Origin of the sequence: Williamsia sp. D3, from assembly GCF_000506245.1 — a bacterium.
Taxonomy (GTDB): domain Bacteria; phylum Actinomycetota; class Actinomycetes; order Mycobacteriales; family Mycobacteriaceae; genus Williamsia; species Williamsia muralis.
On the sequence record NZ_AYTE01000010.1, the window covers coordinates 1 to 13385 of the forward strand.

Here is a 13385-nt window from a genome sequence, read left to right on the forward strand (position 1 = left end):
TTCTTCGCGCCGCCGCCGATGCCCAGTCCGCCGCCGACCTTCGGCTTTTCCTTGGTGTCGGTGGCTGTCGCCGCTGCCGCCTTCGCGGGCTCGGCTGCCGGTTCCTTCTTCTCGACCGGCTTGGCCTCGGGTTCGGCCACCGGTGCGGACAACCCCAGCGACGCTGCGCCGAGGAAACGGCCGCCGCGCTTGATCTCCGGGGCACCGCGCCTGACGGAGTCGAGGATCAGCTGAGCGACGTCGAGCACCTCGACCTTGTTCTCGAGCTCGGTGCCCGAGGTCTTCGCGGTCACGCCGTCGGTCAGCATCACGCGGCAGAACGGGCAGCCGGTGGCCACCTTCTCCGGTGAGGTGCCGAGTGCTTCATCGACCCGGTCGAGGTTGATGCGCTTGCCGATGGTCTCTTCCATCCACATCCGGGCACCACCGGCGCCACAGCACATCGACCGCTCGCCGTGACGCGGCATCTCGGTCAGGTTGGCGCCGGAAGCGTCCATCAGCTCACGCGGGGCGTCGTAGACCTTGTTGTGACGGCCCAGGAAGCAGGGGTCGTGGTAGGTGATGTCCTTGTTGACCGGGGCCACCGGGATGAGCCGCTTGTCGCGGACCAGCCGGTTGAGCAGCTGGGTGTGGTGGACCACCTCGTACTTACCGCCGACCTGCGGGTACTCGTTACCCAGGGTGTTGAAGCAGTGCGGGCAGGTCACAACGATCTTCTTGGCCTGCGCGGGAGCGGTACCGAACATCTCATCGAGGGTCTCGATGTTCTGCTGCGCCAGCATCTGGAACAGGAACTCGTTGCCTGCTCGGCGAGCGGAGTCACCGTTACACGTTTCGCCCTCACCCAGGACGAGGAAGTCCACGGCGGCGATGTCGAGCAGTTCGGCAACGGCCTTGGTGGTCTTCTTCGCACGGTCCTCGTAGGCGCCGGCGCAACCGACCCAGAACAGGTACTCAAAGCCTTCGAAGCTCTCGACATCCTGGCCGTACACCGGGATCTCGATGTCCATCTCATCGATCCACTTGGTGCGGTCCTTGGAGTTCTGGCCCCACGGATTGCCCTTGTTCTCCAGGTTCTTGAACAGGCCCGCGAGCTCGGACGGGAAGTCCGACTCGATGAGCACCTGGTAGCGGCGCATGTCGATGATGTGGTCCACGTGCTCGATGTCGACCGGGCACTGTTCGACGCAGGCACCGCAGTTGGTGCAGCTCCACAGGGTCTCGGTGTCGATGACCGCGCCCGTGGTGCCTTCGCTCTCGCCGACCAGCTTGCGCTCGGCCTCGTTGCGGGCAGCCTCGGGGATCGCATCGAGCTTGTCCTGCAGCACGTTTCCGTCGGCGTCGACCAGACCGATCTCGTCGCCGCTGATGTCTTTCTTACCGCCGGCGAGGAGGTAGGGCGCCTTGGCGTAACCGTGGTCACGCAGTGAGGTGATGAGGAGCTTGGGGGAGAGCGGCTTGCCCGTGTTCCATGCCGGGCACTGGCTCTGGCAGCGACCACACTCGGTACAGGTGGTGAAGTCGAGCCAGCCCTTCCAGGTGAAGTCCTCGATCTTGCCGGCACCGAATGCGTCCACGTCCGGGTCGGCGGTCTCCATGTCGAGGACCTTGCCGCCCGATGTCATCGGCCTGGCCGCGCCGAGCGCGACCCCGCCGTCGTCCTCACGCTTGAAGTAGATGTTGAAGAAGGCCGAGAAGCGGTGCCACGCCACGCCCCACGTGATGTTGCGGCCGATGACGGCGAGCCAGATCATGCCCGACATCAGCTTGATCAGCGCGAAGACCGAGACCATGGTCGGGCTGGCCGGGAGCAGCTTGGCGACCTGCATGGTGAAGAAGTCCGAGCCGGCATGTGCGTGGCCGTAGGTGGCGATCTTGCCGGCCTTCACCATGATCATGCCCAGGCCCTCGAGCAGCACGACCACCTCGACGAAGTACGCGGCGCCGAAGCGCGAGCCGGAGAACCGGGAGAGCCGCTCGGGAACCCGCGGGTGGTTGAGCTGACGAATGATGATCAGGGTGACGATGCCGACCACGGTGCCAATGCCCAGGAGCTCATCGAGTAGATGCCAGGCGAAGGTGTCGCCGAAGTACGGCCAAGAAAACTTGGCGTCGAACGTCTGGCCATAGGCCTCGAACCACAGCAGCGAACCGAGCAGGAACCCGATCATCACCAGCCAGTGGGCCCAGCCGACGGTTCGGAACTTCGCCATCCGCGTGTGGGCGATGAACTCGATCATCATCTGCTTGAAGCGAGGGAGCACCGGCGTGAACCGGGTGTTGTCCTTCTGCCCCTTGGCGATGGTGCGGAGCATCGTCCACACCCCGCGGAAAAACAGTGCCCAGCACACCAGGCTTGCCAGAGCAGCAATGGTGCCGATGGTGATCGTCGCGGTATTCACGGCGAAACTTCCTTTCACACAGGGGCTAGGCGACGTCAGAGGAACATCCGATCTCACGTGGTTGCGGTCGACCAGTGTCGCTTCCCCGCTACAGCACTAGATGCGAGATCATTGCCCGTAGTTTCCGGACCCCGATCTACAGTCCGATGCCCTGGACCGCCCCACCTGGAATTACTAGCATAGGTAGTAGTACATCAGCGCCTGTTGGTGGAGACTTCGGCGGCCCTGCTGCCGGGGCCAGGTGGCCCTGGAGCTGTCTTCACCCGACGAGCTATGTCGCCTTCTTCTTCATGGCCGAGAATCGTACGACGGCACCTGCTGGTCCTCTTCTCACCCGAACGTCGTTTAGTGGCAGGCGTTTTAAGAGTGGTTCGAGCTCGTGGTGGTCGATGAGCCGATGGGGGGCACCTTCCAGGCGATGGAGAGCTCGAGCTGGCCAGCTGGGCAGCAAGTCGTAGCCAACCAAGGTGCCACCGGGCGCAAGAACCCTAACGGCTTCGGCGAGAGCGTCTTCCCACGCTACGGTGTGGTGGAGCATGAGGAAAGACAGCACTGCATCGAACGCGCTCTCGTTGAACGGCAGGGCGCTGGCATCCGCTTGTCGGATGGTGGTTCTGTTCGACTCCCCGGCCAGACGCTGAGCGGCCGCGGTCACCATCGTGTCGTCGAAATCGGTGACAGTCATCCGTATTCCGGGAAACCTGGCGAGGACTTCAGCCGCCATCGCTCCGCTGCCAGCACCGATTTCCAGAACGTTCCCCAGAAGATTCGCACCCTGAAGTGCCCACGGGACCACAAGGCGGCGCGTTGTCAACCGCCAGGGCGCACTGCGGCAGAACGCCGATTCGAAGCCGGACATTGTAGGCATCAGGCCAGTTCCTTACCGCTAGAGGTCAATTCGTTCACCGCCGCAGGGCGCGTGCTTTTCGAGCAGCTCATACCGCAACCTCAAGGTGCTTCTCGACGGCGGCCGCTAGTTCAGTCCGCGTGTCAAAAACTTGCGGCAACACCGCGGCGACCGACCCGTCAGCCCGGATAAGGACGGTGCACGGGTAGACCCGCGGGATGCGGAGAACGCGGGCGAGCTGGGCGTCGATATCGACAACAGCTGGCAACCTGACGCCGATGTCGGCCAACATGGTGAGCGCGCGGGTGGGATCTTGGGCGCCATCTTGTCCATGGACCGTCAGCACCTGCACCTTGCCCGTGGCAGTCGCCGCGAACTCCGCGACGACCGGCAGTTCTTTTCGACACGGCCCGCACCAGTAGGCCCAGACATTGAGCACCAGCGGCATACCCGCGGTCACGCCCGCCATCTCGATCAGCCGGCCATCTGCCAAGCAGGGCAATGAGATGCCCGCCATGGGTGAGGTGATCGGGTCAGCCAGACCCGACACCGGGCAGGAATCGAGAGCAGCATTCTGCCGTGCGCGAGTGAGCTCTTCTTGCGACACTGCATCGCCCGATCCCGCTGATACTGCGTTCCCGGGCGGTGGTTCCGTGCTCGCGTCAGGGTCAAACGCAACGCTCCCCCGAGGCCAAATGGCCACGATGAGGGCGACTGTCACCACAAGAGCACCACTCGTCCACCGTGCCGATACCGACAATCCAGCGAGCCCTCGCGTCGGTCCACTCATACACACTTCCCAGTTGACACCACCTTGGTCCAGGCAGTCGACCCTCGTCGGCTGCAACCGAGATGCAACAACACGTTCGCCAAATACTATGCACTATAGTAGCTGAATGGAACGGCGGTTTCGGATCCGGTTGCTACGCCCCACGCAGCACTGCTCGGTCACTGATGCCGTGGCATTGCAGCCCGTTCGTGGTGGGCATCTGTCCGAGCAGTCCCGGCACTCTCCCCGCGCCACGGTCCTGGGGTGTGGGCGGTTCTGCCGATGACTGCGACAGCGACTCAGTCCGCGGCACCGCCGACAGCGGGCAGGAAGCGGACCCGATTGGTGTCCTGGGTGACGCGAACAGCAGGGTGCGCTGCAAGTGGCATTCTCATGTGGGCGTCGTTTCCGCCACGCAATCTGTGGTTCCTGGCCGTCCTGTCACTGGCAGTGCTGGCACTGCAACTGCACGGGGTAGCCCGGGCCCGAACCGCGTTCTGGTGCGGGTTTGTGTTTGGTCTTGCCTACTTTCTTCCGTTGTTGCCGTGGGTGGGGATCTATGTCGGACCACTACCGTGGGTGGCCCTTGCAGTGGTGATGGCGTTGTACGCAGGGCTACTGGCGATAGTGGCTGCCCGCGTCACGGCGTTGCCGTGGTGGCCCTTATGGTTTGCCTTGGCATGGGTGGGTTTCGAGTGGGTCCGGTCCACCTTCCCATTTGGCGGGTTCCCCTGGGGGAGAGCGGCTTTTACCCAAGCTGAGGGACCCTTGCTATCGATAGCATCAACCGGTGGGGCGCCGGCAGTCTCGTTCGCCGTCGCTTTCACCGGTGGCGCGCTGGCCGCGTTGACCCGCACCCTACTGACCGGTCCGCGGCAGCGGCAGGTAGTCATGCGCCGCGCTGTTGTGGTGCTGATCATGCCTGCCTTGGCTGGCGCATTGTGGCCGTCAGTGGAGTCAGTCAACACCGGTGAGGAAGTCACCGTCGCCGTGATTCAGGGGAACGTGCCCCGTTTGGGATTGAACTTCAATGAGCAACGGCGCGCTGTTCTAGACAACCACGTACGCCAAACCCTGTTGTTAGCACAGAAGATCCAAGCTCAAGAGGTGCGGCAGCCCAGCGTGGTGTTGTGGCCGGAGAATGCCTCAGATATTGACCCCACCCTCAATCCGGATGCCGCCGAGCAGATCACAGCGGCGTCGAAGGCAGTGGGCGCACCGATCATGGTGGGTACAGTGCTACAACATTCTGACGGGCGGCCCACCAATTCTGTCCTGGTGTGGGATGGCCGCACCGCGATGCAGAAGCTGCCGGTTCGGGGCCGCTACGACAAGCAGATCATTCAACCTTTTGGCGAATATTTGCCCTGGCGCGGCTTTTTCGAGTACTTCTCACCGTATGCCGAGCAAGCAGGCAACTTCAGGCCCGGTGTGGGACCTGGGGTGGTCACAGTGTCCACTGCGCCCGGCAACGACCTCACCGTAGGAATCTCGACGTGCTGGGAAGTGGCCTTTGACCGGTCGGCGCGAAAGGCGGTTCGCGCAGGTGCGCAGCTGCTATCGGTACCGACCAACAACGCTACGTTTGGTCGCACAGAGATGACCTATCAACAACTAGCGATGTCTCAGGTGCGCGCGGTGGAGCATGGTCGCAGTGTGGTGGTCTCGGCCACCAGTGGTGTCAGTGCCGTGATCAATCCCGACGGTCAGATTACGGCCAGCACCGGCATCTTCGAACCCGGCATCATGGTCCAGACCATCGCGCTGCACACAGAACGCACCGTCGCCACCACTGTAGGTCCGTTGCCTGAGCGAATCGCGGTGGTGCTCACCGTGCTGGGGCTTATGTGGGCGTGGGTGCGTCATCGGCGAGCTTGCCGCCTCACCCAGACTCTTCAGACCCACGACTTATAAACCCACGGCACGGCGGGTGGTCGACGGACGCGTTGTCGCGCGCACCCCTTTGACCACGCCCGCTCCAGCAAACCTGCTACCCCTTTGGCGTTGCGGCACTGGGCTATTGACCCAAATCTGCCGTCACCGGAGGTCACTTCGGCGCAACGACGACGGCAAGTACGCCAACGTTCTATATGGGCAGTACGACGTTGCTCACAAATGCATCTCGGAGCCATACGACAAAAACATCCCAGGCCCCCGTCACCAGCGCACTGCCCACCACTACGAGCATGACGCCTCCGGCAACCTGGATCCTGCGGGTATGGCGCCGCAGGAACCCCACACCGCGCATCACGCGTGACGAGCCGAAAGCCAATAGAATAAAGGGCAACCCAAGACGAAGGCAGTACGCCACGATCAGTAGCGCCCCGCGGGCGGCTGTAGCTCCCTCGGTTCCGGCCGCCACAGACAAGACACCCGCTAGCGCTGGGCCAAGGCAGGGCGTCCACCCCAACCCGAACACGGCACCGAGCAATGGCGCTCCAGCCAGCGACGGGATGAGCCGAGGCTTCGCGCGCGTATCTCTCTGCAGTGCAGGCATGAACCCTAGGAACACCAGCCCCATCACAATGGTCACGACACCACCGATGCGTTGGAGCACGTCGCGATTGACCTGCAGCAGCCCGATCACTCCAAAGACCGATACCGTGCCCAGCACAAAGACCACCGTGAAGCCTCCGACGAACAGCGCTGCCGCGCCGGTCACCCGCCAACGGTGGCGCGTTCTGGAGGTCACTGCATCACCTCCGCTGCTCGAAGTCCCTTCGGCCCCAGCCACTGCCGCTAGATATGACAGGTATCCCGGCACGAGAGGAATGCAGCAGGGTGAGGTGAAAGAGACCAATCCTGCCAGCGCTGCCACCGCCAGCGCGAGCAGGATCGGCCCGGTCGCGGCGACTGATTGAAAACTCGTGCCCACAGTGTCAGTGCTCGCCCATACCGTCACTCAAGATCCTTACTCAGCGCTGCCAGGGTGCGATTTGTGGAGGTCAGCCGCCGATCGTTTAGGCGGCCCCGGCTGGCGGTGGGCGATTGCGCTCGCCCGTCCGGCACAGCGACCAGGTTTACTACTACTCGCCATAGTAGTTCACGGGGTCGGGCTGACCCGAAGCGGGTTGAAGGCGCTCACCGACCCCCGATTGTTTTAGGCAGCGACTACCATGAGGTCCACCGTCAGCAGAGCAAGGCTGGCGAGAGTGGTCCAGGTACGTCCCCGGGCGGTGTGGGGGTCGCTGCGCAGTGGGAACAAGAGTTGTCGCAGTAGGACATAGCCCAGAAGGGTTGCCACGAACAGGGAGCCCGGCCAGGGCGCCGACACCGTCAGCACCAGAACCAAGCTGATGGCCGCAAGCACCAGTGCCCCGACCGCTTCAATGAGCTGTACAGGGTAGCGACGAACTCCCAGCTGGCGATCGGACGACCACATTCCCCAGCGTGAACTGGTAGCCCGGCCGGCGCAGCATCCGGACAGAAAGCAACCCGGACGGCCAATCGCCATACCCAGGAACAAGCCCGGCGCAGTGGCGTCGAGCAGCTCGCCGACCGGTAGCCCCACCGCGAGTGCACCGACAATCACCGTCCCCACTGCAGCGACGATGAATCCCTGGATGCATGCGCCGGCGGTACGCAGAGACCGGCGGCGTTCGCGGTGCAGAACAAGAAACCACATCTTGGCACCGAGCACACCGACAAGGCACCCCAGCACTGACAACAGCGTTGCCACCCACCACCGAGAGTCGACGCGAGCGAAGAGCAGCGCCTGAGCAACAAGGGCGGTAACAGCGCCCATTCCTACCAATATCGGCCACGCCAGAACGCGGACACCTGGGCCCACTGCCAGAGGCGCGAGACGGGTCGTGGTGGTCACCGTCTGCCTCGATGCCGCGTCGTCATCGCCCACCGGTTTTCCGACCACCCGCCAGGTTCCCTTGGTGATACCGCTGACCCGTACAGACACTGTGGCGCGTCCAGTGGCAGGAATCTGGTCGAAGGACACCACACGCCCAAAGCTGTCCCCTGGATGTTCGGCCCCCTCCGCCCCCATGCGGGCACCCACAAACGCGACAGAGGACGACCGGTCTCGGTCGCGTGGTAGCTCATAGGTCGCTACCAATCCCTGCGGCTCCATCTCCTCGATCGCCGCTGCACAGCCGCGCGCCGCGACGGGTTCACTCACGTGCGGCGGTTCGGTCAACGGAACCGGGTCTGGCGCCGGCGAGAGAGTAGCCTCACCGCTCGGGGCTTCAACGTGTGTACGCCTCTCACCACCTGGCGGGCTTTGCTGAGACCGCGCGCGGGCTCTGAGTGCGACAACATTGGCCTCGGCGTCTGGGGCTACCGCGGCCGCGTCACTCGCGTTGGACGTCAACCATTGGCCGCGTGCTCCAGCAGATCCGTCAGTGCCGCTAGCCCGGCGTTTGGAACGACCAGCGGTGCGCTGGTGGCTCTTTCGTTTGGTCTTCTTGCTCATAACAGCGGCCCTCAAACCTTGGTGTGGTGCGAGCGGAAGGCAGCCGCTCAACTACTATGCACGATAGTAGTTGAAATTACTATTGTGGGTAGTAATTGAGGTGACAGGTGTTACTCAGAGATCAATGGCACTCAAGGCTCGAGCGGTCACAGACAACGGAAGGGTGCATGGTCGAGCGGTTCGCCGCTTTATCGGCGTGGTGGAAGCCGCGCCAGTTATGTGCAGCTGAAGGCATACATAGCCAAGGCAGCGACGCACCCGCCTACGAGGGGGACAGCCATGGCGCATCCAAGGAGCGTTCCTACTTGCACGCTGTGACGACGGGGGTGACGATTAGCTTCGGCGCACAGCCGCTCGAGTCGTGTGGTCACGGTTCCACTGACCATTTCCAGGATCTGACTGGGAGCGGGCGCGGGCGCGGGAATTGCGGACATGGTGCGCAGGGCCGAGGCGACAACAAGGTGCCCGTGGTCTAGTGCTGCCTCTGCGTCTGCGGCCTGTTCAGCGAGTTCACGGACCATGCTGGGACTGTGGGCGAACAGCGGCATCCAGGGCAGCGTGCGTCCGACTGATTCGGCCCACAGGATCAGGGTGTGGTGTCGAAATCGGGCGTGCGCACGCTCATGGGCCAAGACCGCGCCCACCTCGTCGGCGGTGAGGTGGTTGAACAATCCGGTCGATGCTCCCACGGTCGGATTTTTGCCCGCCACGCAGAAGGCAACGGGCGTATCGGTCTCTAACCACCACACGCCAGGGTGCTCCGGCTTTTGGGTGCCGGCCAGGTGTAGTGCCCCAACGTATTTGTCCCGCAGTGTCTTTTGCCGGACGCGTTCGCGTCGCGCCAGGTAGAAGATTCGTACCAGCACAACTCCTACCAGCAACCCTGCGCTGGCACCGGCGATTGTCTCGCTGGCCTGAGGGGATCCGTGCGCAAGGAGTTCCCAGCAACTTCCCAGCAGGGAGGCGAGGTGTTCGGCGGTGCGGGCCGGCAGCGCCAGGGCGATTGCTGCAGCGACAACCAGCAATACAAAGAGGCTCTGAGTTACCGGCCACAGAGTAAGAGCAGTATGGGGGCGTAGTCGGTGTCTGATGCGCGCGAAGAAGCGAGGCCACATCCATCCCAGCGTGCCCGCACTAGCCAAAAGCGTGAGGGCCAGATTCATCGCCGATCCGTTCGACGGTCATAGTCGCTGCGATTCGGCTGACTGCCACCTACCCAGCGCACCAGCGCACCAGTGCGTGTGGCGGTCGGCATCTGTGCAGACCACAAGGTCAGCGTCTGCCCACGCTCAGCGGCTGCCCACATCGCGACCTCCTGTCTCGCCCTGCCGTGTGCGGACAGTGTATTCCGATGCCGCTCCAGCCTGTCAGAGTTGATCCCCGACGTGATCGGCGCCCAGCGGGCGCGTCGCCGGTCGTTCACAGGTGGCACACCGCGCTGTGGCTCGCCACCGCGCCAGCACTGCTGCGCCCAGCACAGCGAGCGAGCCCAGGGCCAGTACCGGTTGAATCGGAGACCACACAGTCAGGGCGCCGGAGACACCAAGCAAGGCAACGGCAATCTTGTTGCACACCGGGCAGCCCACCGCCAGCGCTGTAACCACCACACTCGTGACGCCGACTGCATCATGCCGCCGCGCGCGCGGTGCGCCTGCAGCCCAGCCCACAGTGCAGCGAGGACAACGGTGAGGACAACCACCGGCACCTCCCACCATCGCACCGGCGTCATACGGGTGAAGTACGACGTGTCGATCACATCCGTGGGCACTCCCACAATGATGGCGGTCAGAACCCCCACTCCGACAGCCCGCCACACGTGCAGGGAGGAGCGACGCTTCGCGGGTGCCGGGCACCCGTGGTCGCGGCGCACGCTGCCCATCGACGCAGGCGCAACCGCCCCATCGAGCGCACTGTCTACTTTCGTCATGCTCACTCCAGCCACTGGACCCATGCGACCCCCCATTAACTACTATAGTGCATAGTAATACGGTAGAAGTGGTGCTCGCTACGAGATTGGATGTCCGCCCGGACACGGCGATCCGAGATCACAGCGGCACCGGCTCGACCTGGGCCAGGTGCACCACGAATGTGCACATCGACAAGGGGAAGCATGGAACTGATTGAGGTCGCCGACGCTGTGCAGTTGGGTGTGGAGCGTATGGGCGCAGGCCCTCCCGTGCTGCTCATTGGCGGACTAGGCATGCCGTCGCAAATCTGGGAGCTGTCGGGGCTGACGGCGGCCCTGGTTGATGCAGGATTTTCGGTCATCGCCTACAACGCACGGGGCGTGGCACCGTCCACCGCGACCGAACCTCCCTACAGCGTGGACGGACTCGCCAGCGATGCCGAGCACCTGCTGGAGGCATGCGGAATCACCGAAGCACTCGTCGTGGGCTACTCGCTGGGCTGTTACACCGCACAGTGCCTTGTGCGTCGACGGCCCGATATGGTCACTGGCGCAGTGTTTTTAGCTGGTTTACAACCATCTCCGATTGGCGCACTGGTTGGGCAGATGGAACTCGACCTCATTGGCCGGCTCGGGGAGATTCCTGCGCAGGTAAGGGTTTTCGAGCAACTTATGACCACACTGAGCCCTGCCATGTTGCAGGACCCCGAGACAGTGTCAATATGGCGCCAACTGCTCGCCGATGGCGATAGTCTCTGGTCCGATCGAAAAGGCCTGCACGGGCAGCTCGCTGCGTCGTTTGAATGGATCATGAACGAAGAGCCTCATCCCGAACACTTGGCTCAGATCTCTGCCCCGGTACTGGTTCTGGCCTTCGAGCACGATGTGTTTTTCCCACCACACACCTCGCATGAGACCGCACAACAGATTCCGAACTCACAGTTCAAACAAATTGACGGAGCCGCACACGGGGGATTGTTTAGCAACGAGACCAACGTCGTGGAGACGATCGCACAGTTCTGCAACGATCAGCGTCACCGCCTCGACGGCGGCGGCTCAAGGTCTGCAGCCCCATAGTCACTGCTGACGCCGATATACGGCCACTGCGCCATAGGCCAGCGCAGCGAATAAAGCTGCCACACATACCACCGCGATAATCGGTCCGGGTGCTCCATCATTGCTCACCATCAGTGCTATCACGACTGCAGCTGTATTGGCGGCGATGGCATTGCCAATCGCCACCCTCGCAACAGTGGTGGGCGGCACGCGGCCGATCACCGTGTCACTGAGCATTCTGCGGCCACCACCCCTTCGCCGACGTTGACAGCAAGGCGTACCAGCGTCGCATGGAGGTTCTCATGGCGCCTCTGCTGCTAGACGTTCAACAACAGGCTGCAACTCACTGGCGGTCACCGCACGCAAGAACACAGCAGCAGCTCGATGCTTGCGGTCAAGGACCACGGTGGTGGGAACGACCGATGTTGGTGTGGTCAATGTGGCCAATGTCCGTCCGCTGTAGTCGTAAATCGAGGGATAGGTCACCGACCGGTCAGATATGAAATCACGTGCCGAACTCCTGTTGTCGCGGAAATCGATACCTAAGAACATCACGCCCTGATCTTGCGTCGCGGAGTAGACCTGCTCGAGAGCCGGCGTCTCGATACGACACGGCGCACACCACGATCCCCACACATTGACCACTACGACCTGCCCCGCAAAGTCGCTCAGCCGTACCGTAGCGCCTTGCCTCATCACATCCGGGCCAGTCAACTCCTCGACCACTCCCCGCGACTGGGGCGGGTCATAGAAAATCACCGTCTTGCCGCCAGGTGACACGAACTCGAACGACCCTCCTTGACGTACCGCGTCATCGCCGGTGCCGCACCCCGCCACCACAATCGCCACCACTAAACCCATGATGAGGACACCGCGCCCAAACCCCTGCCGCACTACTATTTCCCCTCCTGCCCAACTACTTTCAGGTTCGCGCAGCACCACGTCGGACCGAAGTCCGACGCCGACACGTCGGTCTACCGACGGCGCACGGCCAATCAGCCGCAACTACTACTGCACATAGTAGACGGCTCGCTGGCAACCCTACCTGAGCAACTAACCTCTATAGTAGTAATCTGTGCGAGGCCAACGCCCGCCCTCTCCCCCGCGACAGGAACCTACCCACGTGGCACGACATCGCCTGCCTGAGGCGACCTTCTCGACAAGTTGTCTGGCGAGCTCCGCACCAGCCGAGCCGCTGGGTCCGTTGCCCACCTCCCCACGGGCCCGTGTAGTCGGCTCGTACACCGCTGATGATCAGCCCGGCAGAGCAGGTCGGCATCGTAAGCAGTGCCTGCACACTGAGCATGCTCATGGTGTTGTCCCCAGCCCGCCCACTTCGTTCGGGCCGCGAGAGTCTGCACGTCAGCGAACAAGACGGGGCGAGCTTAGCTACACACAGCTATGGCCTGTCGCGCAGACTGACCTCCCCTCTACTGCCGCCCTCACCGGTACAGGGGTGCGGGAAACACCGCCTCACCTACTCGATGAGCCCAGGCCAGTGCCGCTACTGGCACCCTGGGAGAGGGCAATATGCGCACAGGGCACCGAGATTGGTGCCCGCTCCAGGGTCGCGGTGAGCGCTAGCGACCTATTTGACGCACAGTACGGTCAAGGGTCACTGCGCGCTGGCTCCGGGAGCACTGGCCGGTCTAGCCGGGCCAACGCGGACACATGGAGTGCATCAGTGGCCGCCGGGGCGATGACCCTTACCGCTGCCGCTGTCACGGCGGTGGTCCTCTTACACCCTGCCGCGGGCGACGATGCCCCACGGCAGGTCTATGCCGGTGTAGTCAACGACGCGCCCGGACCGACCTCGCAGACCACAACACCCCCGTCGTCGACCGACGTGGCATCTGTGACAGCTCCGTCTGCACGACCGGCACGCCCAAGCCCCTCTCCTACTCCACTCGCGCCACCCCCCATCACGGCCATGGTGGCTGCTCCACCCACGGTGGCACCCACCGTCGGCATATTGACCT

Annotated in this window: 11 protein-coding genes; 2 read left to right on the forward strand and 9 right to left on the reverse strand. The window is 63.3% G+C overall.

Translation table 11 applies throughout. The features are described 5' to 3' along the window. The 3 genes from W823_RS36520 to W823_RS36530 form a co-directional block, all read right to left on the reverse strand. A partial coding sequence (locus W823_RS36520) for a (Fe-S)-binding protein (protein WP_031331580.1) occupies positions 1-2402 on the reverse strand: 2402 nt, incomplete at its 3' end. A gap of 271 nt (positions 2403-2673) precedes the next feature. Beyond that, positions 2674-3270: a class I SAM-dependent methyltransferase gene (locus W823_RS36525; RefSeq protein WP_023955751.1), complete on the reverse strand. Its 597-nt coding sequence runs from the start codon at positions 3268-3270 to the stop codon at positions 2674-2676. A 67-nt stretch (positions 3271-3337) separates the two neighbouring features. Next, on the reverse strand, positions 3338-3856 hold the full coding sequence (locus W823_RS36530) for a TlpA disulfide reductase family protein (RefSeq protein ID WP_235189422.1): 519 nt from the start codon (positions 3854-3856) through the stop codon (positions 3338-3340). Between the two features lie 555 nt (positions 3857-4411). Between W823_RS36530 and lnt the strand changes: the two genes are divergently transcribed. Further along, a complete protein-coding gene (lnt, locus tag W823_RS36535) occupies positions 4412-5932 on the forward strand; it encodes an apolipoprotein N-acyltransferase (RefSeq protein ID WP_023955755.1) in 1521 nt (506 codons plus the stop codon). Positions 5933-6104: 172 nt separating this feature from the next. Here the strand turns inward: lnt and W823_RS36540 are convergent, their stop codons facing one another. From W823_RS36540 to W823_RS36555, 4 genes are all read right to left on the reverse strand, one after another. Then, complete coding sequence (locus W823_RS36540) at positions 6105-6920, reverse strand: cytochrome c biogenesis CcdA family protein (RefSeq protein ID WP_031331583.1); 816 nt, start codon at positions 6918-6920, stop codon at positions 6105-6107. A 198-nt stretch (positions 6921-7118) separates the two neighbouring features. Beyond that, positions 7119-8150 carry a prolipoprotein diacylglyceryl transferase family protein gene (locus tag W823_RS36545; RefSeq protein ID WP_161633977.1) on the reverse strand — a complete coding sequence of 344 codons (1032 nt, stop codon included), beginning with the start codon at positions 8148-8150 and terminating at the stop codon, positions 7119-7121. Between the two features lie 509 nt (positions 8151-8659). Continuing rightward, complete coding sequence (locus W823_RS36550) at positions 8660-9469, reverse strand: M56 family metallopeptidase (RefSeq protein WP_161633978.1); 810 nt, start codon at positions 9467-9469, stop codon at positions 8660-8662. A gap of 500 nt (positions 9470-9969) precedes the next feature. Further along, entirely contained in the window at positions 9970-10371 is a 402-nt protein-coding gene (locus W823_RS36555; RefSeq protein ID WP_200866358.1) for a hypothetical protein, read from the reverse strand. 183 nt (positions 10372-10554) lie between these two features. On the opposite strand from W823_RS36555, the gene W823_RS36560 reads away from it, so the two are divergent. Further along, positions 10555-11427 carry an alpha/beta fold hydrolase gene (locus W823_RS36560; protein ID WP_023955763.1) on the forward strand — a complete coding sequence of 291 codons (873 nt, stop codon included), beginning with the start codon at positions 10555-10557 and terminating at the stop codon, positions 11425-11427. Here W823_RS36560 and W823_RS57665 read toward each other — a convergent pair whose 3' ends face one another. Both W823_RS57665 and W823_RS36565 read right to left on the reverse strand, forming a co-directional pair. Next, positions 11428-11643 (reverse strand): hypothetical protein, encoded by a 216-nt coding sequence (locus tag W823_RS57665; protein WP_133248771.1) that lies wholly within the window; start codon positions 11641-11643, stop codon positions 11428-11430. Between the two features lie 63 nt (positions 11644-11706). Further along, complete coding sequence (locus tag W823_RS36565; RefSeq protein WP_031331588.1) at positions 11707-12267, reverse strand: TlpA disulfide reductase family protein; 561 nt, start codon at positions 12265-12267, stop codon at positions 11707-11709. Between the last annotated feature and the right edge of the window lie 1118 nt (positions 12268-13385).

Bases quoted from the DNA above. Each gene is read 5' to 3' on its own strand.
- lnt (WP_023955755.1), top strand. From the start codon at position 4,412: ATGTGGGCGTCGTTTCCGCCACGCAATCTGTGGTTCCTGGCCGTCCTG.
- W823_RS57665 (WP_133248771.1), bottom strand. From the start codon at position 11,643: ATGCTCAGTGACACGGTGATCGGCCGCGTGCCGCCCACCACTGTTGCG.
- W823_RS36565 (WP_031331588.1), bottom strand. From the start codon at position 12,267: ATGGGTTTAGTGGTGGCGATTGTGGTGGCGGGGTGCGGCACCGGCGAT.
- W823_RS36560 (WP_023955763.1), top strand. From the start codon at position 10,555: ATGGAACTGATTGAGGTCGCCGACGCTGTGCAGTTGGGTGTGGAGCGT.
- W823_RS36555 (WP_200866358.1), bottom strand. From the start codon at position 10,371: ATGACGAAAGTAGACAGTGCGCTCGATGGGGCGGTTGCGCCTGCGTCG.
- W823_RS36525 (WP_023955751.1), bottom strand. From the start codon at position 3,270: ATGCCTACAATGTCCGGCTTCGAATCGGCGTTCTGCCGCAGTGCGCCC.